At 68.8% G+C, this 25,924-nt stretch carries 26 protein-coding genes and 1 pseudogene; 8 read left to right on the top strand and 19 right to left on the bottom strand.

Features of this window, described 5'->3' with window-relative positions:
* Positions 1 to 3 precede the first annotated feature (3 nt).
* Positions 4 to 198, top strand: a complete 195-nt coding sequence (locus tag WS46_RS18505) for a DUF2905 domain-containing protein (protein WP_059523874.1) — start codon at positions 4 to 6, stop codon at positions 196 to 198.
* A 72-nt stretch (positions 199 to 270) separates the two neighbouring features.
* Here WS46_RS18505 and WS46_RS18510 read toward each other — a convergent pair whose 3' ends face one another.
* From WS46_RS18510 to WS46_RS18535, 6 genes and pseudogenes are all read right to left on the bottom strand, one after another.
* Positions 271 to 492, bottom strand: a complete 222-nt coding sequence (locus WS46_RS18510; protein ID WP_059523876.1) for a hypothetical protein — start codon at positions 490 to 492, stop codon at positions 271 to 273.
* A 98-nt stretch (positions 493 to 590) separates the two neighbouring features.
* The gene (locus tag WS46_RS18515; RefSeq protein WP_059691380.1) at positions 591 to 1,499 is read right to left on the bottom strand and encodes a carbohydrate kinase; all 909 of its coding nucleotides are present in this window, start codon (positions 1,497 to 1,499) and stop codon (positions 591 to 593) included.
* A complete protein-coding gene (locus WS46_RS18520; protein WP_059691381.1) occupies positions 1,496 to 2,776 on the bottom strand; it encodes an AGE family epimerase/isomerase in 1,281 nt (426 codons plus the stop codon). The genes WS46_RS18515 and WS46_RS18520 overlap by 4 nt, the downstream gene beginning before the upstream one ends.
* The gene (locus tag WS46_RS18525) at positions 2,773 to 3,792 is read right to left on the bottom strand and encodes a LacI family DNA-binding transcriptional regulator (protein WP_059691382.1); all 1,020 of its coding nucleotides are present in this window, start codon (positions 3,790 to 3,792) and stop codon (positions 2,773 to 2,775) included. The genes WS46_RS18520 and WS46_RS18525 overlap by 4 nt, the downstream gene beginning before the upstream one ends.
* 324 nt (positions 3,793 to 4,116) lie before the next feature.
* Positions 4,117 to 5,930, bottom strand: a pseudogene (locus WS46_RS18530) (EAL domain-containing protein).
* Positions 5,931 to 6,162: 232 nt separating this feature from the next.
* Entirely contained in the window at positions 6,163 to 7,206 is a 1,044-nt protein-coding gene (locus WS46_RS18535; protein ID WP_059523886.1) for a bile acid:sodium symporter family protein, read from the bottom strand.
* A gap of 347 nt (positions 7,207 to 7,553) precedes the next feature.
* On the opposite strand from WS46_RS18535, the gene WS46_RS18540 reads away from it, so the two are divergent.
* The 3 genes from WS46_RS18540 (at position 7,554) to WS46_RS18550 (ending at position 10,610) form a co-directional block, all read left to right on the top strand.
* On the top strand, positions 7,554 to 8,051 hold the full coding sequence (locus WS46_RS18540; RefSeq protein ID WP_059691467.1) for a hypothetical protein: 498 nt from the start codon (positions 7,554 to 7,556) through the stop codon (positions 8,049 to 8,051).
* A gap of 346 nt (positions 8,052 to 8,397) precedes the next feature.
* On the top strand, positions 8,398 to 9,474 hold the full coding sequence (locus WS46_RS18545) for a porin (RefSeq protein ID WP_059523888.1): 1,077 nt from the start codon (positions 8,398 to 8,400) through the stop codon (positions 9,472 to 9,474).
* Positions 9,475 to 9,647: 173 nt separating this feature from the next.
* A complete protein-coding gene (locus WS46_RS18550) occupies positions 9,648 to 10,610 on the top strand; it encodes a LysR family transcriptional regulator (RefSeq protein WP_059523890.1) in 963 nt (320 codons plus the stop codon).
* A gap of 124 nt (positions 10,611 to 10,734) precedes the next feature.
* On the opposite strand, the gene WS46_RS18555 is transcribed toward WS46_RS18550, so the two are convergent.
* The gene (locus WS46_RS18555; RefSeq protein ID WP_059523892.1) at positions 10,735 to 11,694 is read right to left on the bottom strand and encodes a nitronate monooxygenase family protein; all 960 of its coding nucleotides are present in this window, start codon (positions 11,692 to 11,694) and stop codon (positions 10,735 to 10,737) included.
* A gap of 279 nt (positions 11,695 to 11,973) precedes the next feature.
* On the opposite strand from WS46_RS18555, the gene WS46_RS18560 reads away from it, so the two are divergent.
* Positions 11,974 to 12,870 carry an alpha/beta fold hydrolase gene (locus WS46_RS18560; protein ID WP_059691383.1) on the top strand — a complete coding sequence of 299 codons (897 nt, stop codon included), beginning with the start codon at positions 11,974 to 11,976 and terminating at the stop codon, positions 12,868 to 12,870.
* A gap of 48 nt (positions 12,871 to 12,918) precedes the next feature.
* Here the strand turns inward: WS46_RS18560 and WS46_RS18565 are convergent, their stop codons facing one another.
* On the bottom strand, positions 12,919 to 13,413 hold the full coding sequence (locus WS46_RS18565; protein WP_059523896.1) for an Lrp/AsnC family transcriptional regulator: 495 nt from the start codon (positions 13,411 to 13,413) through the stop codon (positions 12,919 to 12,921).
* Positions 13,414 to 13,526: 113 nt separating this feature from the next.
* Here WS46_RS18565 and WS46_RS18570 point away from each other — a divergent pair, with 113 nt between their 5' ends.
* Positions 13,527 to 14,429: a DMT family transporter gene (locus tag WS46_RS18570; RefSeq protein ID WP_059691468.1), complete on the top strand. Its 903-nt coding sequence runs from the start codon at positions 13,527 to 13,529 to the stop codon at positions 14,427 to 14,429.
* Positions 14,430 to 14,715: 286 nt separating this feature from the next.
* On the opposite strand, the gene WS46_RS18575 is transcribed toward WS46_RS18570, so the two are convergent.
* The 7 genes from WS46_RS18575 to WS46_RS18605 form a co-directional block, all read right to left on the bottom strand.
* Positions 14,716 to 15,201 (bottom strand): hypothetical protein, encoded by a 486-nt coding sequence (locus tag WS46_RS18575; RefSeq protein ID WP_063892208.1) that lies wholly within the window; start codon positions 15,199 to 15,201, stop codon positions 14,716 to 14,718.
* Positions 15,201 to 15,953: a hypothetical protein gene (locus tag WS46_RS35510; RefSeq protein WP_156443155.1), complete on the bottom strand. Its 753-nt coding sequence runs from the start codon at positions 15,951 to 15,953 to the stop codon at positions 15,201 to 15,203. The genes WS46_RS18575 and WS46_RS35510 overlap by 1 nt, the downstream gene beginning before the upstream one ends.
* 294 nt (positions 15,954 to 16,247) lie before the next feature.
* Complete coding sequence (locus tag WS46_RS18585; RefSeq protein WP_006762224.1) at positions 16,248 to 16,454, bottom strand: DUF1289 domain-containing protein; 207 nt, start codon at positions 16,452 to 16,454, stop codon at positions 16,248 to 16,250.
* Complete coding sequence (locus WS46_RS18590; RefSeq protein ID WP_059523903.1) at positions 16,451 to 16,957, bottom strand: YbaK/EbsC family protein; 507 nt, start codon at positions 16,955 to 16,957, stop codon at positions 16,451 to 16,453. Before WS46_RS18590 ends, WS46_RS18585 begins: the two co-directional genes overlap by 4 nt.
* 22 nt (positions 16,958 to 16,979) lie before the next feature.
* Positions 16,980 to 17,912, bottom strand: coding sequence for a hydroxymethylglutaryl-CoA lyase (locus WS46_RS18595; RefSeq protein ID WP_059691385.1), 933 nt, complete (start codon positions 17,910 to 17,912; stop codon positions 16,980 to 16,982).
* A gap of 29 nt (positions 17,913 to 17,941) precedes the next feature.
* On the bottom strand, positions 17,942 to 18,883 hold the full coding sequence (locus tag WS46_RS18600; RefSeq protein WP_059691386.1) for a glyoxylate/hydroxypyruvate reductase A: 942 nt from the start codon (positions 18,881 to 18,883) through the stop codon (positions 17,942 to 17,944).
* A 4-nt stretch (positions 18,884 to 18,887) separates the two neighbouring features.
* Positions 18,888 to 19,325: a VOC family protein gene (locus WS46_RS18605; RefSeq protein ID WP_044846155.1), complete on the bottom strand. Its 438-nt coding sequence runs from the start codon at positions 19,323 to 19,325 to the stop codon at positions 18,888 to 18,890.
* Positions 19,326 to 19,558: 233 nt separating this feature from the next.
* Between WS46_RS18605 and WS46_RS18610 the strand changes: the two genes are divergently transcribed.
* On the top strand, positions 19,559 to 20,182 hold the full coding sequence (locus tag WS46_RS18610) for an alpha/beta hydrolase (protein WP_059523910.1): 624 nt from the start codon (positions 19,559 to 19,561) through the stop codon (positions 20,180 to 20,182).
* Positions 20,183 to 20,236: 54 nt separating this feature from the next.
* Here WS46_RS18610 and WS46_RS18615 read toward each other — a convergent pair whose 3' ends face one another.
* The 3 genes from WS46_RS18615 to WS46_RS18625 form a co-directional block, all read right to left on the bottom strand.
* On the bottom strand, positions 20,237 to 22,357 hold the full coding sequence (locus tag WS46_RS18615) for a phosphocholine-specific phospholipase C (RefSeq protein WP_059691387.1): 2,121 nt from the start codon (positions 22,355 to 22,357) through the stop codon (positions 20,237 to 20,239).
* 54 nt (positions 22,358 to 22,411) lie between these two features.
* Entirely contained in the window at positions 22,412 to 22,696 is a 285-nt protein-coding gene (locus WS46_RS18620) for a hypothetical protein (RefSeq protein WP_059691388.1), read from the bottom strand.
* A gap of 160 nt (positions 22,697 to 22,856) precedes the next feature.
* Positions 22,857 to 23,777 (bottom strand): LysR substrate-binding domain-containing protein, encoded by a 921-nt coding sequence (locus WS46_RS18625; RefSeq protein WP_059691389.1) that lies wholly within the window; start codon positions 23,775 to 23,777, stop codon positions 22,857 to 22,859.
* A 114-nt stretch (positions 23,778 to 23,891) separates the two neighbouring features.
* Between WS46_RS18625 and WS46_RS18630 the strand changes: the two genes are divergently transcribed.
* Entirely contained in the window at positions 23,892 to 24,530 is a 639-nt protein-coding gene (locus WS46_RS18630; RefSeq protein WP_059523917.1) for a glutathione S-transferase family protein, read from the top strand.
* 97 nt (positions 24,531 to 24,627) lie between these two features.
* Here WS46_RS18630 and WS46_RS18635 read toward each other — a convergent pair whose 3' ends face one another.
* Positions 24,628 to 25,884 (bottom strand): MFS transporter, encoded by a 1,257-nt coding sequence (locus tag WS46_RS18635; protein ID WP_059691390.1) that lies wholly within the window; start codon positions 25,882 to 25,884, stop codon positions 24,628 to 24,630.
* Positions 25,885 to 25,924: the final 40 nt, after the last annotated feature.

The raw sequence follows: 25,924 nt of genomic DNA on the forward strand, positions 1-25,924 counted from the left end.
GGGATGCTGCGCTGGCTGATGGCGTCGTTCGTCGCGGTGATGATCCTGACGCGCTGCTGGCCGTGGCTCGGCAAGGTCGGCATCGGGCGGATGCCGGGCGACGTCACGCTGACGCTCGGCGGGCGGCGCTACCCGTTCCCGTTCATGTCGACGCTGGTGCTGACGATGCTGGTGTCGATGGTGGCGCGGCTGCTCTGAGCCGCGCCGAATGCGGCGGCGCGTCGCGACCGCGCCGCGCGTGTGATGATTCGGCGCGTCACGGTTCGCGCGTCACAGCTCGATTTCGCCGAGGATCCGGTGCGCGAGCGCCTTCGCTTCGTTGAACGCCTCTTCCTCGCTCGGACTCGTCGTGTGGACGTCGTAGCGCATGTTTTCCGTCTCGTCGCCGTCGTCCCGGGCGAGGATCACGTAACCCTGGAACTGTCCGTTGGCGGCGTGCTGCGTGTGCGCCTTGGCCGTGTAGATGCCTTTCGTGAACGTGTTCGTGTCCATCGTGCCTCTCCCGCAATAGGACACTTCATCGTAGCACTGCGGCGCAGCATGTACAGCGCCGCTAATCGGCGACCGATCAGCGCGCCGTCATCGTCCCGTCACCGTTCGAGCAGCGCGACGACCTCGTCGAGCGTCGGCGCATGCGCGCCCGTATGCCGGCACGCGGCGGCGCCCGCCGCGAGCGCGAACGCGAGATGTTCGCGCCACGACCGCTGCGGCGCGGCCATCAGGCTGAACAGCATGCCGCCGATCGACGCGTCGCCCGCGCCGACGGTGTCGACCACCTCCACGCGCGGCGGACTGGCTTCGAGCACGTCGCCGTCCGCGTAAAGCGTCGCCGGCTGCGCGCCGCGCGTGACGAGCACCGCCGCGCGCGGATTCTGCGCGCGCACCGCGGCGACCGCATCGGGGCCGTCGCCGCCGAACAGGTGGCGCAGGTCCTCGTCGGACACCTTGATCAGGTCGGCGAGCGCGGCCATCTTCTCGAGCGTCGGCCGGTACGCGGCCGTCATCAGGTTCCGGTAGTTCGGATCGAAGCTGATCTTCACGCCGCGCGCGTGCAGCTCCGCCGCGAGCGCGACGAGCGTGCCCGCGAGCGGTTCGCGCACGAGGCTGATGCAGCCGAAGTGCGCCCACTTCACGTGTCCGGCCCAGCCGGCCGGCAGCCGCGCCGGGTCGAACGCGAGATCCGCGCTCGCTTCGCCGATGAAGAAGTACGCGGGCGGCCGCGTCTCATGGACGATCGCGAGCAGCGGCGCACGCGGCACGCGCTGCAGGAAGCGCAGGTCGAGCCCGGCCGCCTCGCTGGTGCGCCACAGCACGTCGGAGAAGCAGTCTTCGCCGATCGCGCCCGCGAGCGCGCTCGGCACGCCGAGCCGCGCGACCGCGCGCGCGACGTTCCAGCCGGCGCCGCCCGGCACGGAGGTCCACTGCGCGTCGCCCGCGCGCACCATGTCGGTCAGGATGTCGCCCGCCGACACGAAGGCCGGAAAGGTGCCGCCGCTCATTGCGTCGGCTCGCTGCGCGCCGCGCGCGCGAGGGTCGCGAGCACGTCGTAGCATGCGCCCATCGTGTGATAGTCGGTCTTGCCGGCCGGGCTTTTCTCGTCGCTGTACTTGCGGTTGTCGCACGTGAGGATCCGGTACCACGCGCCGTAGCGGTGATCGACGAAATGTGCCCAGCTATAGCGCCAGATCTCGTCGTACCAGTCCCAGAAGCGCTCGCTGCCGGTGCGCGCGCCGAGCATCGCGGCCGCCGCGAAGGTTTCCGCCTGCACCCAGAAATACTTGTTGTGGTCGCAGATCGTGAAGTCGGGGCCGAAGCCGTAGCAGAGACCGCCGTGATCGGCGTCCCACGCATGCGTGAGCGCCGCGTCGAACAGCTCGGCCGCGCGCGGCACGAGCCAGTCGAGCGGGCGGTGCCGCTCCAGGATCAGCAGCAGCTTCGCCCATTCGGTCTGGTGCCCGGGCTGGAAGCCCCACGGACGGAAGATGTTCGAGCTGTCTTCCTTGTTGTAGTCCCAGTCGACCGACCAGTCCGCATGGTAGTGCTCCCACACGAGGCCGCCCGACAGCGAAGCCTGGCGCTGCGTGATGTGGGTCGCGAGTTTTTCCGCGCGATCGAGATAGGTGAGATGGCCGGTCGCCTCGTATGCCGCGAGCAGCGCTTCCGTCATGTGCATGTTCGCGTTCTGGCCGCGGTACGACGACACGTTCCAGTTCGGCGTCGCGTCGTCCGCGTAGAGGCCGGCGGCCGCGTCCCAGAAGCGGTGCTCGGCGAGCTCGTAGGTCGACGCGATCAGCGCGCGCGCTTCGTCGATGCCGGCCATCGTCGCGTGCGCGGCGGCCAGCAGCACGAACGCGAGCCCGTAGCAGTGGCGCGTGCCGTCGAGCGTCGCGCGTTTCGTGCCGTCGCGCCAGTCGAGTTCCCAGTCGTAGCCCTGCAGCGCTTCGTCCCAGTGCGCGTCGCGCAGGAAGCGCAGCCCGTGGCGGGCGTAGTCGAGGTGGCGCGGATCGCCGAAATGCCGGTACGCCATCGCGTAGTTGAAGACGAACCGGCAGCTGCTGACCAGGTGCCGCGACGTGCGGTTGTAGATGCTGCCGTCGTCGCGGAAGTAATGGTAGAAGCCGCCCGTCGGATCGAACGCGTTTTGCGCGTAGAAGCGCAGCGTGTCCTCGATGTGCGACAGCAGGAACGACGGATCGCGGAAGCTCGCGACGAACGGTGCCGCTTGCGCGTGGGCGGCCGGCGCGGCCGTGCGGGATTGGACCGGAGGCATGTTCATGATTCGGTGACCGTGGCGGTATCGAGTGCCGGTGAGCCGGCGGGCTGGCTGCTGGCCCGTACGATCAGTTCGACGGGCAGGGAGATCTCGGTGCGCTCGGGCGATTCGGCGAGCAGCAGTTCGACGCCGCGGCGGCCGAGCGCTTCCTTGTCGACGGCGAGCGTCGTGAGCGGCGGATTCGCGTGCGCGGCGGCCGGGATGTCGTCGAAGCCGACGATCGCGATGTCTTCCGGAATCCGCACGCCGCGCGCGATGCACACGCGCTGCGCGGCCAGCGCGGCGGCGTCGTTGTACGCGAACACGGCGTCCGGGCGCGGGCCGGGCGCGTCGAGCAGCTGCTGCATCGCGCGCGCGGCGCCGGTGTCGGGGTCGAGCCCGGCGTCGATCGTCACTTCGTACGCGGGATCGAACAGCCGCCCGGCCTCGAAGAACGCGCGGCGATAGCCGATCGCGCGCTGCGCGATGCTGAAGTGCGCGGCCGAGCCGCCGATGAACGCGATCCGCGAGCGGCCGATGGCGAGCAGGTGGCGCATCGCGAGCGCCGCGCCCGTCGCGTTGTCGATGTTCACCGAGCGCAGGCCGGGCGCCCACAGGTCGATCAGCACGAGCGGCCGGCCGGTCGCGGCGAGCGCCTCGATCGTCTCGGGCTCGATGAAGCCGGCCACCGCGATCGCGTCGGGCGCGTGCGGGCGCATCTGGCGCAGCACGTCGTCGTTGGGGCCGACCGTGAGCAGCGTCGGCACGATCCCGCGCTCGCGGCATGCGTCCTCGACGCCGTGCAGCACGTGCGAGAAGAACGGGCTGGCGGGAAAGCGGTTGTGCTGGCGGTGCAGCAGGAAGGTGAGCCGGCGGATGCGCGGGCGCAACTGGGCCGGGTCGTAGCCGAGCTGCTGCGCGATCTCGACGATGCGCGCCCGCGTGGCTTCCGACAGGCCCGGCTGGTTTTTCAGCGCGCGGGAGACGGTGCCGATCGAGACCTCTGCCGCCCGCGCTACGTCGCGAATGGTGGTGCCCATCGTTCGGGTCAGGTTTGTTTAGGGTGACGGCGATTGTATAGTAAAACGCCGAGCCAAATTCGGGCCGGATAACCGGGGAATACCCGGAAATAACGGGTTTTTACGCGCTAATCTGCGAAAACGACGTTACTAAAAATACTAAACAAAACGCGGAAAAGGCAAGGCGATCGCACGGAAAGGGGCGCACGCGTTCGGATGCCCGGTCCGCGAGGGGCGGGCGAGGCGAACGGCAGGCCGTTGCCGGCAATCGGGCGCGCGCGAGACACCGTCGTCGCCGTCCTGACCGGCCGGCAGCGCGCTTGCATCCGGCAACCGCCCGCCGGTTCAGCCCGCCGCCGCCTGCGGCGGCCCGCCGCGATCGCGCAGCGCCGCGCGGCCGGCATCGAGATCGACGACCGCGAGCCCGCCCGGCTGCTGTTTCGCGCGCCGCTTCGCGAGCGCCGCGACCGACGCGATCTCGTCGCTGCCGTAGCGCATCGCGCCGTTCGCGCCGGCCGGCACGCCGACCGCGCCGATCGCCATCGTGACGAAACCGAAGAATGCGGGGTTGCCGTGGCGGTCCTCGCCGCGCAGCCCGCCCGCCAGCCGGTCGGCCTGCGTGTAGAAACGCCGCGCGCCGTCGTTGAAGTGCGCGATCGCGTCGGCCGCGCGCGCGTGCCAGTCGTCGCGCTGGAACAGCACGAGGAAATCGTCGCCGCCGACGTGCCCGAGAAAGTCGCGCTGCGGATCGCACACGCCGGCCAGCACCGTCGCCGCGAACTTCAGCACTTCGTCGCCCTGCCAGTAGCCGTACTGGTCGTTGAACGGCTTGAACTGGTTCAGGTCGACGTAGCACGCGTGGAAGCCGGCGTCGCGCGCCAGCAGGCGCTCGATGTGCGCGCTGATCGGGATGTTGCCGGGCAGGAAGGTCAGCGGATTCGCATAGCGCGCGGCCTCGATGCGCATCTCGGTCACCGCGCGCACGAGGCTCTCGCCGGTGCCGAGCCCGACGTAGCGGCCGTGCTCGGTGATCACGAAGCCGTCCGCGAGGTAGCGCTGGTCGTGGCTCGCGAGCAGCATCGCGAGCTGCTCGACCGTCGTCGCGTTGTCGATCATCAGCGGCGCGTCGTTCGCGAACTGCAGGCACGGCTTCTTTCCGAACACCTCGCGATGGTAAGGCAGCGTGAAGCGGTCGATGAAGCCGCGCCGGTTCACGAGCGCGACCGGCCGCCCGCGTTCGACGAGCGCGACCGCGTGCAGGCCGGGCATCCGGTTGAACAGGTCGAGCACGTCGTTGCTGGTCGCGTCGCGCGGCAGCGCCGGCGCGGGGACGAGCATCTTCGCCGCGATCGTGCTTGCGGGCCGCACGGCGCGGGTCGCACCGGGGAACACCGCGATGTGCGGCGCGCGGATCGCGTCGCGTGCGGCCGGCGCGACGACCCGCGACGGTTGCGCGTCCGGCCGGCCGAGCAGGAAGCCCTGCACGCAGCAGATGCCCATGTCGCGCACGACGATCAGGTCGCACTCGTTCTCGATCCCTTCCGCGATCAGCTTCGCGCCGCTCGCGTGCGCGAAGTGCTGCATCGCCCGGACCGCCTCGAACTTGAGCGGATCGCGCGCGATGTCGTGGATGAAGAAGCGGTCGATCTTCACGACGTCCGGGTGCAGGCGCAGCCACAGGTTCATGCTCGCGTTCGCGGTGCCGTAGTCGTCGAGCGCGAACTGGATGCCGGCGTCGCGCAGCGATGCGACCGCCGGCCCGATGTGCGCGACGTCCGGCATCGCGGTCTGCTCGGTCAGCTCGATCACGATGCGCTCCGCGCCGACCCGCGCGCGGCCGAGCAGTTGCCGCGCGCGCTCGCGTTCGCGCTGAAGTTGAGGAATAGCTTGCCGTCGCAGCCAAGCGCGGCGAACGCGTCGAGGCAGGTGAGGGCGGCCGCCTGTTCGAGCGCGACGGTCGCGCCGTCGCGGGCGGCCTGCGCGAACAGCGCGGCCGGCGTCTCGAGGTCGGTGCCGCGCGGGCCGCGGATCAGGCCTTCGTAGCCGACGACCGTGCCCGACCCGAGGTCGACGATCGGCTGGAACACGGCCGCGAGCGCACGCTCCGCGATCAGGCGCGTGGTGGAGACGGCGGACGGGACGGGATGAGGCGCGGGCATGGGCGAGGGCGGCCGAGGCGACGGGACGCCCGACTTTAACGGCAGCGCGCGCGGAGAATTGAATGAAGATTTCGTGACGCGATGCGCGTCGATGGTGCATGCGACGCTTTGGGCAGGTGGTGGGGCGGCGGAGAAAGCGGAGAAAGCGGACGAAGCGGGAAGCGGAAAGCGTAACGAGAAAGACGCGAATACACCCGCGCGGCCAGCCATGCCGGCCGCGCAGCCTCCCGCGTCAGCGTTTGCCCGCGCTCAGCGCGCCGCGTCCGCGTGCGGCACCGGCCGCACCCTCGTCGCCGTCACGCTCGCCGCGCATGTCGCGCGCGCCCCAGCGCTGCGCGAGCGCCGCGCACGCCATCAGCTGGATCTGGTGGAACAGCATCAGCGGCAGCACGATCGCGCCGACCGCCTGCGCGGAGAAGATCACCTTCGCCATCGGCACGCCGGCCGCGAGGCTCTTCTTCGAGCCGCAGAAGATGATCGTGATCTGGTCGGCGCGGTTGAAGCCGAGCCGCTTGCTGACGAACGTGGTCAGCACCAGCGCGATCGCGAGCAGCACGACGTTGACGACCAGCAGGCCGCCGAGCGCGCGCGCCGGCATCTGGTGCCAGAGCCCCTGGTTCACGGCCTCGCTGAACGCGACGTAGACGACGAGCAGGATCGAGCCCTGGTCGACGAAACGCAGCACGCCGCGATTGCGTTCGATCCAGCCGCCGATCACGGGCCGCAGCAGCTGGCCGGCGACGAACGGCACGAGCAGCTGCATCACGATGCTCCCGACGGTGCTCCACGGCGACGCGGCCGCGGCCGACTGCGACGTGATCATCAGCCCGACGAGCGCCGGCGTCACGAAGATTCCGAGCAGGCTCGACGCGGACGCCGCGCACACGGCGGCCGGCACGTTGCCCTTCGCGATCGACGTGAACGCGATCGACGACTGGACCGTCGACGGCAGCGTGCACAGAAACAGCACGCCGGCGTAGAGCGCCGGCGTGACGAGCGGCTGCAGCACGGGCTTCAGCGCGAGGCCGAGCAGCGGGAACAGCGCGAACGTGCTGAGCAGCACGACCGCATGCAGCCGCCAGTGTGTCGCGCCCGCGACGACGGCTTCGCGCGACAGCTTCGCGCCGTGCAGGAAGAACAGCAGGCCGACCGCGATGTTGGTCGCCCAGTTGAACGCGTGGGCGGCCGGGCCGCGACACGGCAGCAGGCTCGCGAGCACGACGGTGCCGACCAGCGCGAGCGTGAAGTTGTCGGGAAGAAAACGGGGACGGGCCATCGGGCAACTCGATTCGGAAACGGCAGGCGCGCATGTCGCGCGCGCGAAGCCGATATTGTCCCGGTTGGTCATTCAATACACAAATTCATTGTGCGAATCGATTGATGAATCGACGGCATAGGGTGGCGCGCGCCAGAGCGGGGCGGCCGATGCGCAAAACGGCAGAAGAATGTTCTGCCGCGATTGCGCCCTGAAGTGAAAAAACCTAGCAGTAACATGGTGTTACACCGATGCCCGCGACCTAACACTTTTTGGCTCGACACCGTTTCGGGCCGCTCATAAATTACTGCTGAAAGGCTTGCGTCGGCCGGAAACGCCCGGCGGCGAGCGGTAACAGGCACTGAATGATGACGGAACGGGTGAAACGGAAGGTCGGACGATGGGTGGCAGGCGTGCTCGGCGCACTGCTGATGCCGCTCGCGCTCGCGCAACCGCCGCACGGCGGTCAGGCGTTCGGCGGCGGTCACGGCTTCGGTCACGGTTTCGGTGGCGGCGACATGCGCGCTTTCGGCCAACCGGCCGGCAACGCGCCGGTATGGCGCCGGGCGCTGCCGCCGGGCGGCGCGCGTGCCGGCGGCGTGAGCGGTTACGGTTCCCGCTGGGGGCTGCGGCCGACGCCGTCCTACGGCCATTACGCCGCGCAAAGCCCGTATCGTCCGATCAGCGCCGACTCCCGCCAGATGCCGCGCCCGCAGGCCGGCGGCAACGTGCCGCTGCGCGCCGGCTCGATCCGCGCCGACGTCGCGCGCTACAACGAAGAGCGCGGCGGCCGTCCGATGCCGCCCCCCCGCGCGCAGGAAGAACCTTCGCACTCGCCGTTTTTCTCCCCGTTCTACCGAAACTGAGCGCCCCGCGCGTTCGTCCCCCCGCCGGCTGTGATGCGAATTCGCCACAGTCGCGCGCATATTTCCGCTGATTTTCCCGCCGCATTGCGCTATCTTTCGCGCCCGGCACGCGCGCGCCCCGCGGCCGTCCCGTCGCGTGCCCGCTCCGCGCGCGGCCGCTGCGGCGTGCCTGGCCATGTGCCGATTCCGCGAAGTTAATGCCGCTGCTATACCCGCAATAAGTGTGCGCAATTTTGACCGGACGCACGATCCGTAAAGATGGCTGCGCCCCGAACGACGCAAGCAATCGGCTCCAAAAAACAACGCTCGCGCCACTCATCGACATTCGACAAAACCTGGAGATCCCATGAAAGCATTCGCTCGCCGTGCGTCGCGCACGTCCGTCAAGCTGATCGCCGCGGCCGCCTGCGTGGCCGCAACCGCACCCGTCCACGCGCAGTCGAGCGTCTCGCTCTACGGTCAGGTCGACGAATGGGTCGGCGCAACCAAGTTCCCGGGCGGCGATCGCGCATGGAACGTGTCGGGCGGCGGGATGTCAACGTCGTACTGGGGCCTGCACGGCGCAGAGGATCTCGGCAACGGCTACAAGGCGATCTTCACGCTGGAGAGCTTCTTCCGTGCGCAGAACGGCCAGTTCGGCCGCTTCCAGGGCGACACGTTCTTCGCGCGCAACGCATACGTCGGCGTCAGCTCGCCGTACGGCACGGTGACGGCGGGCCGCCTGACGACGCACCTGTTCCTGTCGACGATCCTGTTCAACCCGTTCTACGACTCGTACACCTTCTCGCCGATGGTGTACCACGTGTTCCTCGGCCTCGGCACGTTCCCGACCTATCCGAGCGACCAGGGCGCGGTCGGCGATTCGGGCTGGAACAACGCGCTGTCCTACACGTCGCCTTCGTTCGGTGGCCTGAATTTCGCGGCGATGTACGCGCTCGGCAACACGGCTGGCGACAACCGCTCGAAGAAGTGGAGTGCGCAGTTCAACTACGCGAACGGCCCGTTCGCGGCGACCGCCGTCTACCAGTACGTGAACTTCAACAACGGCCCGCAGGACCTGAGCTCGCTCGTGACCGGCATGAAGAGCCAGGGCATCGGGCTGGTCGGCGCGACCTACGACCTGAAGTACGTGAAGCTGTTCGGCCAGTACATGTATACGAAGAACGACCAGGTTGCCGGCAGCTGGCACGTGAACACCGCGCAGGGCGGCGTGTCGGTGCCGCTCGGCGTCGGCAACGCGATGGCGTCGTATGCGTACTCGCGCGACGGCGGCGGCCTCGATCAGACGCGCCAGACCTGGGCAGTCGGCTACGACTATCCGCTGTCCAAGCGCACCGACGTCTACGCTGCCTACATGAACGACCACATCAGCGGCCTGTCGAGCGGCAACACGTTCGGCGCGGGCATTCGCGCGAAGTTCTGACGATTCGTTCGCCGGACGCGCACACGCAGCGCGCGTCCCGCCTGCCGGTCTTCCGCCCCCGAAACGGCGCCGCTTCCCGCGGCGCCGTTTTGCCTTTGTTGACCTTCTTGTTTCCTTGCCTTTGTTACCCTATCTCGTAATTGCATGATTACCAGGAATTGCGAGCTAGTTCGATGGATACCCTCGTCAGCATGAATGTGTTTCGCTACGTCGTCGAAGTGGGCAGCTTCGTCGGCGCGGCCGAGCGCATGCAGATGTCGGCCGCGATGGCGAGCAAGCACGTGATGCATCTCGAGCAGCAGCTCGGCGCGCGGCTGCTGCATCGCACGACACGACGTGTCGCGCCGACCGAGGCGGGACGCGAATACTATGAGCGCCTCGTGCAGGCGCTGTCGGAACTCGACGAAGCCGGGCAGGCGGTCGGCGCCGCGAGCGTCGTGCCGCAGGGCCGCCTGCGCGTGACGTCGCTGTCCGCGTTCGGATTGCGGCACGTGATGCAGGCCGTCACCGATTATGCGGGCCGGTTCCCGGACGTGACCGTCGACATGACGCTGTCCGATCGCGTGGTCGACCTGATCGAGGAAGGCTACGACGTCGCGGTGCGCGCGGCGCCGAACGGGCTGAAATCGTCGTCGCTGGTCGCGCGGCAGATCGCCACCGCACACATCCTGCTGGTCGCGTCGCCCGAGTATCTGGAGAAGCACGGCACGCCTCAGACGATTGCCGATCTCGCGCATCACAATTACCTGCGCCGCGATTCGAATTCGACGATGCTCGATTCGCTGGTGATCGACGCGGCCGCCGCGTCGCGCGTGAACCTGAACGGCAACCTGATCGTGAACCATCTCGAGGGGCTGCGCGCGGCGGTGCTCGCCGGCGCGGGCATCGCGCTGCTCGGCACCGAAGTGATCGGCGACGACATCGAATCCGGCCGTCTCGTGCCGGTGCTGCTCGACTCGGTGCCGCCGCACGAGGCGCCGATCTACGCGGTGTATGCGAGCCGCCGCCACGTATCGGCGAAGGTGCGCTCGTTCGTCGACTTCCTCGCCGCACGTTTCGAAGGTCAGTCGCTGTGCCCGTCGATCGAGGCGCGCTTGCGCGTGCTGCCAATCACGCGGATCAAGCGCGCGGGCTGATCGCCGTCTGCCGCCCGCGGGCGGACATGAAAAAAGCGCGAGCCGTTGCGGTTCGCGCTTTTTTGTTTTTGCCCGACGTCATGCGCGGCGGCGGCGCAATCCGCCGCCCGCGTCAGCTTCAGCGTCAGCGTGCGATGCCGAGCCGTGCCTTCGCGTCGTCGTACTCGCGCTTCAGCCGCTCGACGAGCGCGCCGACGCTCGGCAGGTCGTCCATCAGGCCGACGCCCTGGCCGGCACCCCAGATGTCCTTCCACGCCTTCGCCTTGTCGCCGCCGAAATTCATCTTCGACTTGTCCGATTCCGGCAGCGCGTCCGGATCGAGGCCGGCCTTCTCGATGCTCTCGCGAATGTAGTTGCCGTGCACGCCGGTGAAGAGGTTCGTGTAGATGATGTCGGACGATTTCGCGTTGACGATCGCGCGCTTGTAGTCCTCGGCCGCGTGCGCTTCCTGCGTCGCGATGAAGCGCGTGCCCATGTACGCGAGGTCGGCGCCCATCGCCTGCGCGGCGAGGATCGAGCCGCCGTTCGCGATCGAGCCCGACAGCACGATCGGCCCGTCGAACATCTTGCGCACTTCGCCGACGAGCGCGAACGGCGACGTCGTGCCCGCGTGGCCGCCGGCGCCGGCCGCGACGAGGATCAGCCCGTCGACGCCGGCTTCGAGTGCCTTCTGCGCGTGGCGCAGATTGATCACGTCGTGCAGCACGATGCCGCCGTAACCGTGCACCGCGTCGACGATCTCGCGCGCCGGCGCGCGCAGGCTCGTGATGAAGATCGGCACCTTGTGGTCGACGCACACGCGCACGTCATGCTCGAGCCGTACGTTCGACTGGTGGACGATCTGGTTGACCGCGATCGGGCCGATCACCGCATCCGGGTGCTTCGCCTTGTGGTCGGCGAGCTCGGACTGGATCTGCGTGAGCCACTCGTCGAGCAGTTCGGCCGGACGGGCGTTGAGCGCGGGAAATGATCCGACGATACCCGCCTTGCACTGCGCGAGCACGAGTTCGGGGTAGCTGACGATGAACATCGGCGACGCGATGACGGGCAGCGTCAGGTTCTGCAGGACGGCGGGCAATGCCATGTGATGTCTCCAGTCTCGAGGGGCGGCCGGATGCGGCGCGGTCGCGCCGATGCCGGCATCAATGCGTGGCGGTCGAACGGTGCTTCGAGTGTAGCGGTGCAGCGATGCGCTCATATTAATACGAACGGTCGTGCGATTCTACGCGAGCTTAGCAAACGGCGCGGCATGGCGACAATCGAGTGAGTGTTCTCTTTCTACGCATTCGGGCATCTGCCGCGCGCAGCAGTCGGCCGGGCGCTCCTACAATAGCCGCCATAACAAACCAATGAGAAACAAACCATGTCGTTTGAGGCGTTTGCACCGTTTCGCGTGACGGTGCAGGACACCGACATCTTCGGTGTCAAAGGAGGCGCGGGGCCGCCGCTTCTGTTGCTGCACGGCCATCCGCAAACCCACATGATCTGGCATCGCGTCGCCGCGACGCTGGCGAATCACTTCACGGTGATCGCGACCGACCTGCGCGGCTACGGCGCGTCGGGCAGGCCGCCGAGCGACGCGCGGCATGCGCCGTATTCGAAACGCGCGATGGCGGCCGACCAGGTCGCCGTGATGCGGCATTTCGGCTTCGAGCAATTCCACGTCTGCGCGCACGATCGCGGCGCGCGCGTCGCGCACCGGCTCGCGCTCGATCATCCGGCGGCCGTCGAGCGGATGATGCTGCTCGACATCGCGCCGACGCTCGCGATGTACGAACAGACCGACCGCGCGTTCGCGACCGCGTATTTCCACTGGTTCTTCCTGATCCAGCCGGCGCCGCTGCCCGAAACGCTGATCGAAGGCCGCACCGATGCGTACATCGAGCGCGTGATGGGCAACCGGTCCGCCGGGCTCGCGCCGTTCGCGCCGGAGGCGCTCGCCGCGTATCGCGCCGCGCTCGCGCAGCCGGGCGCGGTGCATGCGATGTGCGAGGACTACCGCGCGTCGGCGACGATCGATCTCGAGCACGACCGCGCGGATCTCGAGCGCGGCAACAAGGTCGCGTGCCCGCTGCGCGTGCTGTGGGGCGAAAACGGGATCGTCGGGCGCTGCTTCGATCCGCTCGACGAATGGCGGCGCGTCGCGCGCGACGTCAGCGGCCGCGCACTCGATTGCGGGCACTACATTCCGGAGGAGGCGCCCGTCGCGCTGATCGACGAGCTGCTGGCGTTCTTTGAGGCGCGCGACGCGGCCGCGTGATCGACGCCGGCCGCCGCGGCCGGCGCGGTGCTTGCCGCGCGGCGACGATCAGCGGCGCGTGGCGGCATCGTCGTCGACGAGCGGCGGCAGGCGGCGCGGCACCGGCGTCGATTTCACGATCGCCGTGCTCGTTTCGGCGCGCTCCGTCACCTTCGACAGGATGTCGTCGAGGTGCTCGATCGTGCGTAGATAGAGCCGGCAGATGAAGCAGTCCTCGCCGGTCACCTTGTCGCATTCGACGAACTCCGGAATCCGCCGCAACACTTCCTCGACGAGATGCAGCTGCCCCGGCAGCGGCTTCACGCGCACGATCGCCTGCAGCGTGTAGCCGAGCGCGCGCGGATCGAGCTCGACGGTGAAACCCGCGATCACGCCCTGCGCTTCGAGCCGTCGCACGCGGTCGGCGGTCGCGGGCGCCGACAGCCCGATCTGGCGCGCCAGTTCGCTGGTGGCGATGCGCGCATCCTCGGCGAGCGCCGCGAGGATCGCGCGGTCGGTCGCGTCCAGCGACGCGACGGCGGGCGGGGAAAGGCGTTTCGACATGATCGCTTTGCTTTCGAAGGTGAATCGGTGTTTTCGCTTCAGTTTAGTCGTGGATGCGCGGAAAGCAAGTTCCTAGAATCGAAGTCATCCCCTCTCGTCAAACGGAGTCCATGATGGCCTCGAACGAAATCCGCCGCGGTGCCGCCGAGATGGTCGTCGCGATGATGATGTCCGGCACGATCGGCTGGCTCGTGATGTCGTCGCAGCAACCGCTCACCAACGTCGTGTTCTTCCGCTGCCTGTTCGGCGCCGCGACGCTCGCGATCGTCTGCGCGGCGCTCGGCTTCCTGCGCCGCGCGCTGTTCTCGCCGCGCATGCTCGTGCTCGCGGCGCTCGGCAGCGTCGCGATCGTCGCGAACTGGCTGCTGCTGTTCGCCGCGTATTCGCGCGCGTCGATCTCGATGGCGACCGCCGTCTACAACACGCAGCCGTTCATGCTCGTCGCGCTCGGCGCGATCGTCTTCCGCGAACGGATCAGCGCGTCGACGATCGCGTGGCTCGCGCTCGCCTTCATCGGGCTCGTGTGCGTGGTGCGCGTCGAGCCGGCCGTGCTCGCGGTGCCCGGCGAATATCTCGAAGGTGTCGCGCTGTCGCTCGGCGCGGCGTTCCTGTACGCGGTGTCGTCGATCGTCACGAAGCATCTGAAGGGCACGCCGCCGCACCTGCTCGCGCTGCTGCAGGCCGGCCTCGGCATCGTGCTGCTCGCGCCGTTCGCGCACTTCGATACGTTGCCCGCGACGGCCACGCAGTGGGGCGATCTCGTCGTGCTCGGCGTCGTGAACACCGGCGTGATGTATGTGCTGCTGTACGGTGCGATCCAGAAGCTGCCGGTCGCGATGACGGGCGCGCTGTCGTTCGTCTATCCGGTCGTCGCGATCGTCGTCGATCGCGTCGCGTTCGGGCAGACGCTCGCGTGGACGCAGGTGCTCGGCGCGCTGCTGATCCTGCTCGCGGCGGCCGGCGTGAACCTCGGCTGGCGCATCGTGCCCGCGCGTCGCGCGGCGGTCGGCAACTGAAACGGTCGTGCGATTCGACTTGCGGCTACGGCCTGCCGCTCCGGCAGGTTGCCGACACCCGCCGGCGGCGCGTCCGGGAACGAAGGTTGCGCACGCAAACCGCTGTAAGAAGTTGTAGGGAAACACCCGATGCGACGCTGCAGCGTCGCTCGTATGATGCGGGCTGTGACGTTGATCACGTTCACAGGATTCCGATCTCATGCCGTTCGCCAAGCAGGCCGAACGGCATTTTTTTATGCGTGAACCTGGCGTCGGCCGTGTACGGCCTGTTCGATGCCGGATCGCTTTACGCGAGCGAGTCGGGGTCGATCCGGCCACCCTCGATCACAAAGTGCGGACCGTCGATACCCGGCGCAAAGAGCCGCCAGTCCTCTTCGTCCGCCGTGCCGATGGGCGTGACTACCAGGCTCAGGCCAGCGGACAGCATAAGCCATACTTGCCCCGATTCGCCTCCAAGCGCACGTTCAACGGTCGTCGGGCCGTGCTTGATTAATAGCGCATCGAGACGTTCCAAGATTTTGCGCGTTTCGTCGTCGGACCCGGAAACATCGTCCTGGGTCGCGACGATGTCATTTTGTCGCCGTATTTGCCAGTTGCATTGAATGTGCAGCGCCCATGCTCCGACCCATTTCAGCGTACCTTTTCGTGTGTTGGTTTGCCGCATCGGACCGAACTGCATCGTAAGCATGTCGGCTGCATGATGGATACCGCCTATGTCGAGACCCTCGAGAACGGCAAGGTGCCGGGTGATCCGTTCGTGAACGCTGGCCATTAGCTTCCCCCAAACATGTCTTGTGCGCGCTCGAGGATTTCACGGTATCCGAGCCCTTGTCCGCTTATTTCTTCGTGAAGCAGTCGTGCCTGACGCTTATTCAGTTCCATCATTTTGACAACGGCTTTGAATTGCCTGTTCTGTGCCTGATTATTGCCGGGCAGGCCGTCGCTGCCGGCCAGTTGAACTGCTTCATTAACAATCGATACGCCGGATTGATAGTCGAACGGTTGCGTACAACCGAGTGCTCTTGCCGTGGTGCCGTCCGGCAGACTGTCTCCCGGATTTGCTTGCCATACTGCAATTCCATCTTCGGCGGGAAGCTTGTGTCGCGTTCGGAGGGAAGCGCCGAAATTGGCCGCCTTACGGGGCGTGCGCTTGAATAACTGAGATGGCGTAAATGTGATCGAGTACGGCCGCGGTTCGTCGCTGGTGCGGCCGGGCGCTCCGGACGGGTGTGCCCGTTCGAAGAGCACGACGACATCACCGTTGCCGACAGCGCGCTGTAACGCCTGCGACAGTCGCTGCGGATCGGCACTATCGACATAGTGGTCGAGGCGGCAATCCTGAAGAAACCTGTGAAGGCCTGCCAATTGCGTCGTATCGCGCGTCAGGTCTCCCGCGCCGATCAACTGCGCCCGTTCCTTCCCCGCCTTTTCATCCGGTGAGCCGGCGGGGAAGCGCGAACAATATTCACTGCGACTGTAAAGCGAACAGCGTTGACCAACTCCCACAGAAAGTTCAAAGGACACGGACCCTCTCTTCGAGGAGGGTTCAACAACATATGACGCTCGTTGTTATCCCTCGTCGTAATTCACAGAGAGGGGCATCGTGAAGCAATTACCCGTGCCGCCAGTATTCGCGGCGTCGATTGTGCTGGCCAGGATCCATGACCGGATTCACGAAATGCCGGCGCGGTGCGGCTGCACACGATTTTTTTGAGTTCGATGCCGGGTAATGCCAAGGTTAGCGAGTGTCATGGTCGTTATCGTGCGGTAGCGGCGCGGATGGTCCTGTTCTTGGACGACACTCACGTCCGGACATTTTTATGCGCCGCTCCGCGCGAGCAGGCGCCGCCGCGCGTCGAGCCGTGCGAGCAACGCGCGCCTCGCGTCGTCGTCCGACGCGCGCCATCCCTTGATCTCGTCGCGCGTGCGCAGGCAGCCCGCGCACCAGTCGGTGCGCGGATCGATCCTGCATACGTCGGTGCACGGCGACGCGACCGTGCCGACCGGTACCGGCACGTCGCTCATGCGTCGTTGCGCAGCGCGACGTCGGCGACCGGCGCGCCGGTCAGCGAGACGAGTTCCTGCGGCGACAGGTTGAACACCGCGTGCGGATGGCCGGCGGCCGCCCACAGGCTGTCCAGTTCGAGCAGGTCGGCGTCGATCAGCGTGACCGGTTCGACGAGATGGCCGATCGGGCAGACGCCACCGATCGCGTAGCCGGTGTTGTCGCGCACGAACTTCGCATCGGCGCGGCCGACCGCGCCCACTTGCGCGGCGACCTTCTTCTCGTCGACGCGGTTCGCGCCGCTCGCGACGACGAGCACCGGCAGGCCGTCCGATTCGCGGCGAAACAGGATCGACTTCGCGATCTGCGCGACCTCGCAGCCGAGCCCGGCCGCGGCTTCGGCGGAAGTCTTGCCGGTTTCGGCGAGCATCACGATCCCTTTCGCGTGCCCGCGTTCGCGCAGCAGCAGCGCGACGCGTCGCGCGGAATCGGGGAGAGAGTCGAATGAAGCGGGTGTCGTCATGGAGAATCCGTCAGTGTCGGGGTCAGACGCAGCTCGGCGTGTCGGCCGCGCTCTGCGCCTTGGCGAGCAGTGCGCGACCGGCGCGCGACACGTTCGCGCGACCGATCGCATGGGAGATGAAGTCGCCGGCGGCGACCACCTGCGCGAGGTCGATGCCGGTGTCGATGCCGAGGCCCTGCATCAGGTACAGCACGTCCTCGGTCGCGACGTTGCCGGTCGCGCCCTTCGCATACGGGCAGCCGCCGAGGCCGGCGACCGACGCGTGAAAGATCTCGATCCCTTCGAACAGCGCCGCGTAGATGTTCGCGAGCGCCTGGCCGTAGGTGTCGTGGAAGTGGCCCGACAACCGCTCGCGCGGAAACACCCGCGTGACGGCCGACAGCACTTCGCGCGTGCGCTTCGGCGTGCCGACGCCGATCGTGTCGGCGATGTCGATCTCGTCGCAGCCGAGCGCGGCGAAGCGTTCGACGACGTCGACGACCGAGGCGACCGGCACCTCGCCCTGATACGGGCAGCCGAGCGTGCACGACACGCTGCCGCGCAGCCGCAGGCCGGCATCCTTCGCGGCCTTCGCGACCGGCTCGAAGCGCGCGATGCTCTCGGCGATGCTGCAGTTGATGTTCCGCTGCGAGAACGCCTCGCTCGCCGCGCCGAAGATCACGACTTCGTCGGCGCGCGCGGCGAGCGCGTTCTCGAAGCCTTTCAGGTTCGGCGTGAGCACCGAATACACGGTGCCCGCGCGACGCTCGATGCCGGCCATCACGTCGGCGCCGTCGGCCATCTGCGGCACCCATTTCGGCGACACGAACGACGCCGCTTCGATATTGCGGAAGCCGGCGCGCGACAGCCGGTCGACGAGCGCGATCTTCACGTCGGTCGGCACGAAGGTCTTTTCGTTCTGCAGCCCGTCGCGCGGGCCGACTTCGACGATCTTGACGGCGGTGGGGAACGTCATGGTTGTCTCCAGTTTGGTATAGGCGGAATTCAGTAGCCGCGCGCGTAGTCGACGATGCCGCCGACGCGTTCGCCGCGCTCGAGCGCGCGGATCTTGCCGGCGATCTGCTCGACGGCTTCGTCGCGCAGCGTCTCGGCCGAGCTGTGCGGCGTGATCGTGATGCGCGGCGCGTGCCAGAACGGGTGATCGACGGGCAGCGGCTCGTGCTGGAACACGTCGAGCGTCGCGGCGGCGATCCGGCCGCTCGCGAGCGCGTCGAGCAGATCGGCCTCGACGAGATGCGCGCCGCGTGCGACGTTCACCAGATACGCGCCCGGCGCCAGCCTCGCGAAGGTCCGTGCCGACAGGATTCCGTCGGTATCGCGCGTGCTCGGCAGCAGGTTCACGAGCACCTTCGCGCCGTCGATGCACACGTCGAACGCGCCGTCGCCCGCGAAGGTCTCGACACCGTCGAGCCGTTTCGGGCTGCGGCTGTAGCCGCGCACCGGCAGGCCGAGCGCCGCGAGCGCCTGCGCGACCTGCGCGCCGAGCACGCCGAGACCGAGCACCGCGACGGTGAAACTCGCGCGCGGATGCGGCTCGAGCACCTGCCAGCGGCGCTCGCGCTGCAGCGCGTCGTATTCGTCGAAGCGGCGCAGATAGCGCAGCACCGCGTGCGTCACGTATTCGATCATCTGCCGCGCCATGCCCGAATCCTCGAGGCGCACCAGCGGCACGTCGCGCGGCAGCGTGCCGGGATGCGCGCGGTCGAGCGCGAGCAGCGCGTCGACGCCCGCGCCGAGATTGAAGATCGCGCGCAGGCCGTCGCGCGGCGCGAACAGCTCGCGCGGCGCGCGCCAGACGAGCGCGTAGTCGGCGGCGCCCGCGTCGCCCGGCTGCCACGCGCGCAGCTCGGCCTCGGGCAGCGCACGCGCGATCGCGTCGCGCCATGCGTCGGCTTCCTGATGCGGCGAGTAGAACAGGATCTTCATGCGCCTACTTCGCGAACAGCTGGCCGATGTCGGCGAACGCCTTGAACTCCAGCGCGTTGCCGCACGGATCGAGGAAGAACATCGTCGCCTGCTCGCCGACCTCGCCCTTGAAGCGGATGTGCGGCTCGATCACGAAGCGCGTGTGCGCGGCCTTGAGCTTGTCGGCGAGCGCATGCCATTCATCCATCGACAGCACGACGCCGAAATGGCGCACGGGCACGTCGTCGCCGTCGACCGGGTTCACCGCGCTCTTGCCGGTTTCGTCCGGCGCGAGGTGCGCGACGAGCTGGTGCCCGAAGAAATCGAAGTCGACCCAGTGTTCCGAGCTGCGGCCTTCGGGGCAGCCGAGCAGGCCGCCGTAGAACGCGCGCGCGCCGGCGAGGCTCGACACGGGAAAGGCGAGATGGAACGGGCGCAGCGCGCCGGCGGGCGTAGCGGACATCGGGCGTCTCCTGTCGATCGGAACCGGCGCGGCGGCGCCCGGTTCGATCCGATGCAAGGCAAGCGGGAAGCCCACATTCTACGGTTTCGCGGCGCGTTGCGCCGCCGCGAGGCGGCCGGCCCGCGCCGCGCGGCCGTCCCGCGCAAAAGCAAAGCACAAAATATTGGTTCGGCCGCCGCGCGCGGCACGCCACAATCGAATCCCGTCTTCAAGCAAAGCAAGCGAGGGCAATCATGCGCGCATGCAGCAAATCGGCGTGGCCGCCGCGGCTCGTGACCGTTCCGGGCCTGCACGGTAGCGAAGGCGCCCACTGGCAGACCTGGCTGGAGCGGCAGTTCCCGCGTTCGCTGCGCGTCGAACAGGCCGACTGGGATGCGCCGGATCTCGCGCGCTGGGCGCAGTCCGTGCGTGCGCTGCTCGACCGCGAGCGCGGCCCGTTCGTGCTGGCCGCGCACAGCTTCGGCTGCCTCGCGGCCGCGCATGCGCTCGCGCAATGGCCGCCGACGGCCGACGTCGCGGGCGTGCTGTTCGTCGCGCCGGCCAGTCCGAAGAAGTTCACCTTTGCCGGGCCGTTCGACGCGCGCCGGCTCGCGGTGCCGTCGATCGTGATCGGCAGCGAGACCGATCCGTGGATGCCGCTCGCCGATGCGCGCACGCTCGCACGGCGGCTCGGCAGCGCATTCGTCAATCTCGGCGACGCGGGACACATCAACACCGCGGCCGGCTTCGGACCGTGGCCGCGCGCGAAGTACTTCATCGACACATTGGTGCATTGCGCGGCGCCGCTGCGCTTTCGCGACGCGGACGACGGCTTCGACGCCGCGCTCGTCGACCGCGCGCTCGCGCACGCGATCTGACACTCAGGCGCACGCGCTGCGCGGCCGGGGCCGCGCACCGCCGTGCCGCCGCGCTTACGACGCGGAAACGGGGCGCACCGCGGCCGGATCCGAGTAGCTCGGCCGGCCGTTCTCGACGTGGCCCGCGAAGCGGCGCGAGAACGTGCCGTTCGCGCCGTCGCTCACCGTCACGTCATACCAGTGATGGCTCGACGCGAGCGCCCATTGCTCGACGTGTTCGTCGCCGCCGTGCAGCGTCACCTGGCGCGCGGGCGTGCCGTATGCGTTGTCGGCCAGCGTCAGCGTCACGTGACCCGCGCCATGGTTGCGCAGCTTCAGGTACAGGTTGCCGTTCGCGATGTCGTAGCCGGCCTTCACTTCCGGCTGCGCATGGTTGCGGCGGCGCGCCGTCGCGGCCGACACGTTGCCCGCGAACATCCGCACGAAGCCGTTCGGCCCGTACACCGAGAACGCATACGCGCCGTTCGTCTCCGTCAGGTCGAAGTCCGCGTGCAGCACGCGGCGCGCGCCGACCGTGTAGCGCCACGGGCCGTCGGTGCGGTTCGTCGCGTACACCTGGAAGTGCGCGCCCTGGTTGCCGCGGTTCGCGAACTCGATGCGCAGCGTGTTGCCGCCGTAGAGGCTCGCGTTCACGTGCAGTTCGTACGGCAGCGCGCGCGCGGGCCGCACGCCGGGTTCCTGCGGATCGATCGGCGACGGCGTCGCGGGCACGGTCGGCGCGGGTTGCGACGTGCATTGCTGGTCGGCGATCGAGCGGTACTGGCTCGTGTCGGGCAGCGTCGGGAACGACACGTCGGACGAACGGAAGTCGAACGCGGCGGTGAGGTCGCCGCAGACGGTCCGGCGCCACGGCGTGATGTTCGGTTCGTCGACGCCGAAGCGCTCGCCGATGAAGCGGATCACCGACGTGTGGTCGAACACCTGCGAGCACACGAAGCCGCCCTTCGACCACGGCGACACGACCGTCATCGGCACGCGCGGCCCGAGGCCGTACGGCAGGCCGTCGGCCGTGTAGCTGCCGCCGCGGCCGGGATTCACGACCGTGTGCAGCTCGCCGTCGGTGGTCACGGTCGATGCGCCCTGCGCGGCCGACGTCGGCGGCTGCGGCGGCACGACGTGATCGAAGAAGCCGTCGTTCTCGTCGTACATGATGAACAGCACCGTCTTCGCCCACACGTCCGGATTCGCCGTGAGCGCGTCGAGGATCTGCGACGTGTAGTTCGCGCCGTATGCCGGTGTGTATTTCGGGTGCTCGGAGAACACGGCGGGCGGCAGCAGCCACGACACCTGCGGCAGGCGGTCGTTGATCACGTCGTCCTTCAGGTTGTCGAGCGTGCGCACCGTCTGCGCGCGCTGGTACAGCGACGAGCCCGGCTTCGCGTTGATGAAGTTCGTGAAGTTCTGCAGGATGTTCGTGCCGTAGTTGCCGTTGTACGGATCGGCCCACGTGAGCCCCTGCTGGTAGATCTGCCACGACACGCCGCGCGCCTCGAGCCGTTCGGGGAAGGTCGTCCACGACAGCAGCTGGTACGCGGGCGGCAGGTCGCCGTCGACGTAGTCGGCGTTGTCGAGCAGCGGGCCGCCGAACTTGCCGGTCGGGTCGACCGTGCCCGTCATCAGGTACGAGCGGTTCGGGTGCGTCGGCCCCGGCAGCGAGCAGAAGTAGTTGTCGCACACGGTGAACGCATCGGCGAGCGCGTAGTGGAACGGGATGTCCTCGCGCACGTGATAGCCCATCGTCATGTCGGTCTTGTTCGCGGGCCACTGGTCGTAGCGGCCGCCGTCGATCGCCGCGTGGGTTTTCGCCCACGAGTGGTCGAGCGCGCCGAGGCACTGCGCGCTGGTCGTCTTCGTGTCGAGCCGGAACGGCAGCACGGGCTTCGCCGGATCTTCCTTCGACGGCTGGTACCACACCGGCTTGCCGTTCGGCAGCGGGATCGGGAAGCGGTCGTTGTAGCCGCGCACGCCGCGCAGGTGTCCGAAGTAATGGTCGAACGAACGGTTTTCCTGCATGAACACGACGATGTGCTCGACATCGCGGATCGTGCCGGTGCCGCGCGCGGCCGGAATCGCGAGCGCGCGGCGGATCGATTCGGGGAACGCATTGAGCGCGACGGCCGCGCCCGCGGATTGTGCGACGGTATGCAGGAAACGGCGGCGGCTGGATGACGTCATGTTATTTCACCTCGGTTCTGCGATCGGGGGGGGGCAGGGACGGGAACGGCGGGATCAGTGCGCCGACGATGCGGCGACGCCGGACGCGCCCGCGTTCGCCGCGGGCTTCGTGTCGTCGTCATCGTCGGGCGGGTAGTGGACGACGGGCGGCGCGAGCGGCGCGGCATCGGACGCGGCGGCGTGCGCGCCCGCGTCGCTGTTGAACGCGCTCGCGGAGCCGGGCGATGCGCCGGCCTGTTGGGAGGCGTCGGCCGCGTGCGCGTCGTGCGGCGCGTCGTCGCTGCAGGCGGCGATGACGGTGGCGGCACATAGAACGACGACGAGGGCAACGCGACGCATGACTTCTCTCCTGGCAGGCGGATCGGGAAACGTTTTCGAGTATGCCGGTGCGATGCGACGATTCGGTGAATCGTTTGCGACCGGAGCATGATCGCGAACGGCTTTCGTCGAGCCGACTAAATGCTTTCGCGCGCTTCGCCGCGCAGGCGGGCGCCGTGTGTCAGCGGCGCGGCGTCCGGCGCCGCACTTCGCTGCGCAGCCAGTCGAGCCACGTACGGATCGCCGCTTCGCGCGGATGATCGGGGCGCCACACCACATAGTGCGCATACACGTCGGTCACGCGCACCGTCGACACGCGCACGAGCGTGCCGGCCGCGAGTTCGGGTTCGATCAGCGAGCGGCGCGCGAGCGCGACGCCGCGTCCTTTCAGCGTCGCGTCGATCAATGCGTTCGCGTCGGTGAAGCGCGGCGCGCGCGCGGATTCGGTCAGGTCGAGCCGCGCGGCCTGGAACCACGGTTCCCACGGCTGCGCGGGATGGCGCAGCAGCGTCGCGCGCACGAGATCGGCCGGCGCGCGCGGCGCGATGCCGTCGCGATTGCGGTACGCGGGGCTCGCGACCGGGAACACCGTCTCGTTCATCAGCTTCTCGGCGACGACGCCCGGCCAGCTGCCGGGCCCGTAGCGCAGCGCGACGTCGATGCGGTCGCGCTTGCGCAGCGGCGCGAGCGCCGCGTCCGGATGCAGCACGATCGCGATGTGCGGATGCGCGGCCGCGAAGCGCGGCAGGCGTGGCACGAGCCAGCGCTCGGCGACGCTCGGCAGCACGCTCACGTTCAGCGTGACGTCGCAGGTACGCGGGCGGTTGCGCGCGGCAAGCGCCGGCTCGAACGCGCGTTCGAGCACACTCAGGCCCTGGCGCACCTGCAGCACGAGCGCATGCGCGGCATGTGTCGGCGTCGCGCCGCTGCGCTCGCGCGTGAACAGCGGATGGCCGAGCTGCGCTTCGAGCGCGCGGATGTGCTGGCTGACCGCGCCCTGCGTGAGCGCGAGTTCGTCGGCCGCGCGCGTGAAGCTCTGCAGCCGCACGGCGGCTTCGAACGCACGCAACGTCTGCAGCGGGGGAAGGTGAATGCGTCGCATCGCGCATTAGTATCACTAATGCCCGAGCACGACAATCCATCGTTTGCGGCGGCGGTCGATGCGTTCCTACACTCGGTGCCGTCTTTCAACAGGGGCCCACCGGGCAACGCCATCATGAACGCCTATCGTCTCTATCTTTCTCCGGGCGCATGTTCGCTCGCCGCTCACATCGCGCTCGAGGAAACCGGCGCGCCGTTCGACATCGAGATCGTGTCCGTGCGCGAGCAGCAGAACCTCGATGCGCGTTATCTCGCGATCAACCCGAAGGCGCGCGTGCCCGTACTCGCGATTCCGGGCGAGCCGCGCGTGCTGACCGAAACGCCCGCGATCCTCACGTATCTCGCGCGTCGTCATCCGGACGCGCGGTTGCTGCCGCTCGACGATCCGCTGCGCGAGGCGCGCTGTCACGAATGGCTCGCCTGGCTGGTCGGCTGGGTGCATGGCGTCGGCTACGGCACGCTGTGGCGGCCGGGGCGCTTCATCGGCGATCCGGCGCTGCACGGTGCGGTCAGCGCGCACGGGCGTGACGTGATCGACGCGGCGAACGCCACGATCGAAGCCGCGCTCGCCGACGGACGCACGTGGGCCGAGCCGGGCGGCCATTCGATCGTCGATCCGTTCCTGCTGGTGCTGTATCGCTGGGGCGTCGCGATCGGGCTCGACATGGCGCGGCATCCCGCGTGGACCGCGCACGCGCAGCGCGAGGCCGAGCGGCCGGCCGCGCGGCGTGCGCTGGCGCGCGAGGCGGCATGACGGTGGGCGGACGTCGTGGCATGCGCGCGATGGGCTGCATGCATGTGCCGCAAGCGGGACGACGTCCGCGCGTGCCGCGCGCTGGCGATCGTGGTCGTTACCGCGCGAACAGCGGCCAGGTCGCAGCCGCGATCAGCGCGGCCGCGAGCCAGACCACGCTCCACGAACCGACGGCGAGCAGCGGCGGAATCGCGAGCGGCGTCGCGAACAGCCCGAGATAGACGATCGTGTTCGCCATCCCGAGCGCGGTGCCGGCGTGGTTCGCGCCCGCGAGCGTCGCGAGTTCGGTATACGCGACGCCGTGCCACGCCGACACGCAGATGCCGGCGAACACGAGGATCGCGACGATCGCGGCGAGCGGCACGTGCGGGCTGCCGGCGGTGGCGGCCGCGAGCAGGGCGAACGAACCGGCCGCGACGCACACCGACCCGCGCAGGTACGCCCGTCGGTTGCCGTGCCGGTCGGTATGGCGGCCGCTCCACACGCGCATCACCATCGCGCCGAGCTGCAGCGCGACCATCGCCGCGCTGATGCCGGCCAGGCCGAGCCGGCCGAAATCGTGCAGGAACACGGTCGCGAACGTGAGCACCGCGAACTGCGGCGCACACAGCGCGCCGATGCCGAGCACGATGCGCCACACGCGGCCGCTCGCAAGCGGGCTGCGCGCGGGCGCGGCCGGCGGTTGCTGCGCGACGGGGCGGTGCGCGCCGGCCGGCGCCTCGGGCGGTTCGTGCAGCCAGCGCCACGTCAGCGCGGCCGATCCGGCGCACAGCAGCATCAACGCGCCGTACACCGCGGCGAAGCCCGCATGCGACGCGAGCGACGGCAGCAGCGCCGCGCCGACGCCGCCGCCGAGCGGCACGGCCGTCTGGCGGATGCTCATCGCGAGCCCGCGTTCGCGCTCGCCGAACCAGCGCATCACCGCGCGTCCGCTCGATCCGTTCACGCTGCCGCCGAGCAGGCCGACGCAGCACATCGCCGCGACGACCCGCATGAGTGGCGGCACCGCGTGCGCGGTCGGGACGATCGTGGCCACCATCAGCGCAAGCATCGCGGCCGTCGCGACGAGGCCGGTGAGGAGCACGCGACGATCGCCGAAGCGGTCGGCGGCGATCCCCCACGGCAACTCCGACAGCGCGACGCCGAAGCCGAGCGCGCCGAGCACGAGGCCGAGCGCGCCGTTGTCGAGGTGATAGGCCGAGCGCATCCACACGGCGGTGGTCGGAATGCCGGCCGCGGCCGCGGAAAAGCTCATGTTCGCGGCGACGCCGGCCGCGAGCACGCGCCAGCGATGGGCCGGGCCGCGCGCGGCGTGCGCGGGCGAGGACGGGGAAGCGAGGCAGGAGGTATCCATGGCGACAGGGCCCGTTCGGGAAATTGACATCGTCAGTGTG

It is taken from the genome of Burkholderia sp. RF4-BP95 (genome assembly GCF_001521985.1).
Classification (GTDB): Bacteria; Pseudomonadota; Gammaproteobacteria; order Burkholderiales; family Burkholderiaceae; genus Burkholderia; species Burkholderia diffusa.

Excerpts from the sequence above, each read along its gene's own strand:
- WS46_RS18505 (WP_059523874.1), top strand. The coding sequence starts at position 4 with ATGCTGCGCTGGCTGATGGCGTCGTTCGTCGCGGTGATGATCCTGACG.
- WS46_RS18510 (WP_059523876.1), bottom strand. The coding sequence starts at position 492 with ATGGACACGAACACGTTCACGAAAGGCATCTACACGGCCAAGGCGCAC.
- WS46_RS18515 (WP_059691380.1), bottom strand. The coding sequence starts at position 1,499 with ATGAGCGGCGGCACCTTTCCGGCCTTCGTGTCGGCGGGCGACATCCTG.
- WS46_RS18520 (WP_059691381.1), bottom strand. The coding sequence starts at position 2,776 with ATGAACATGCCTCCGGTCCAATCCCGCACGGCCGCGCCGGCCGCCCAC.
- WS46_RS18525 (WP_059691382.1), bottom strand. The coding sequence starts at position 3,792 with ATGGGCACCACCATTCGCGACGTAGCGCGGGCGGCAGAGGTCTCGATC.
- WS46_RS18535 (WP_059523886.1), bottom strand. The coding sequence starts at position 7,206 with ATGGCCCGTCCCCGTTTTCTTCCCGACAACTTCACGCTCGCGCTGGTC.
- WS46_RS18540 (WP_059691467.1), top strand. The coding sequence starts at position 7,554 with ATGACGGAACGGGTGAAACGGAAGGTCGGACGATGGGTGGCAGGCGTG.
- WS46_RS18545 (WP_059523888.1), top strand. The coding sequence starts at position 8,398 with ATGAAAGCATTCGCTCGCCGTGCGTCGCGCACGTCCGTCAAGCTGATC.
- WS46_RS18550 (WP_059523890.1), top strand. The coding sequence starts at position 9,648 with ATGGATACCCTCGTCAGCATGAATGTGTTTCGCTACGTCGTCGAAGTG.
- WS46_RS18555 (WP_059523892.1), bottom strand. The coding sequence starts at position 11,694 with ATGGCATTGCCCGCCGTCCTGCAGAACCTGACGCTGCCCGTCATCGCG.
- WS46_RS18560 (WP_059691383.1), top strand. The coding sequence starts at position 11,974 with ATGTCGTTTGAGGCGTTTGCACCGTTTCGCGTGACGGTGCAGGACACC.
- WS46_RS18565 (WP_059523896.1), bottom strand. The coding sequence starts at position 13,413 with ATGTCGAAACGCCTTTCCCCGCCCGCCGTCGCGTCGCTGGACGCGACC.
- WS46_RS18570 (WP_059691468.1), top strand. The coding sequence starts at position 13,527 with ATGGCCTCGAACGAAATCCGCCGCGGTGCCGCCGAGATGGTCGTCGCG.
- WS46_RS18575 (WP_063892208.1), bottom strand. The coding sequence starts at position 15,201 with ATGGCCAGCGTTCACGAACGGATCACCCGGCACCTTGCCGTTCTCGAG.
- WS46_RS18585 (WP_006762224.1), bottom strand. The coding sequence starts at position 16,454 with ATGAGCGACGTGCCGGTACCGGTCGGCACGGTCGCGTCGCCGTGCACC.
- WS46_RS18590 (WP_059523903.1), bottom strand. The coding sequence starts at position 16,957 with ATGACGACACCCGCTTCATTCGACTCTCTCCCCGATTCCGCGCGACGC.
- WS46_RS18595 (WP_059691385.1), bottom strand. The coding sequence starts at position 17,912 with ATGACGTTCCCCACCGCCGTCAAGATCGTCGAAGTCGGCCCGCGCGAC.
- WS46_RS18600 (WP_059691386.1), bottom strand. The coding sequence starts at position 18,883 with ATGAAGATCCTGTTCTACTCGCCGCATCAGGAAGCCGACGCATGGCGC.
- WS46_RS18605 (WP_044846155.1), bottom strand. The coding sequence starts at position 19,325 with ATGTCCGCTACGCCCGCCGGCGCGCTGCGCCCGTTCCATCTCGCCTTT.
- WS46_RS18610 (WP_059523910.1), top strand. The coding sequence starts at position 19,559 with ATGCGCGCATGCAGCAAATCGGCGTGGCCGCCGCGGCTCGTGACCGTT.
- WS46_RS18615 (WP_059691387.1), bottom strand. The coding sequence starts at position 22,357 with ATGACGTCATCCAGCCGCCGCCGTTTCCTGCATACCGTCGCACAATCC.
- WS46_RS18620 (WP_059691388.1), bottom strand. The coding sequence starts at position 22,696 with ATGCGTCGCGTTGCCCTCGTCGTCGTTCTATGTGCCGCCACCGTCATC.
- WS46_RS18625 (WP_059691389.1), bottom strand. The coding sequence starts at position 23,777 with ATGCGACGCATTCACCTTCCCCCGCTGCAGACGTTGCGTGCGTTCGAA.
- WS46_RS18630 (WP_059523917.1), top strand. The coding sequence starts at position 23,892 with ATGAACGCCTATCGTCTCTATCTTTCTCCGGGCGCATGTTCGCTCGCC.
- WS46_RS18635 (WP_059691390.1), bottom strand. The coding sequence starts at position 25,884 with ATGGATACCTCCTGCCTCGCTTCCCCGTCCTCGCCCGCGCACGCCGCG.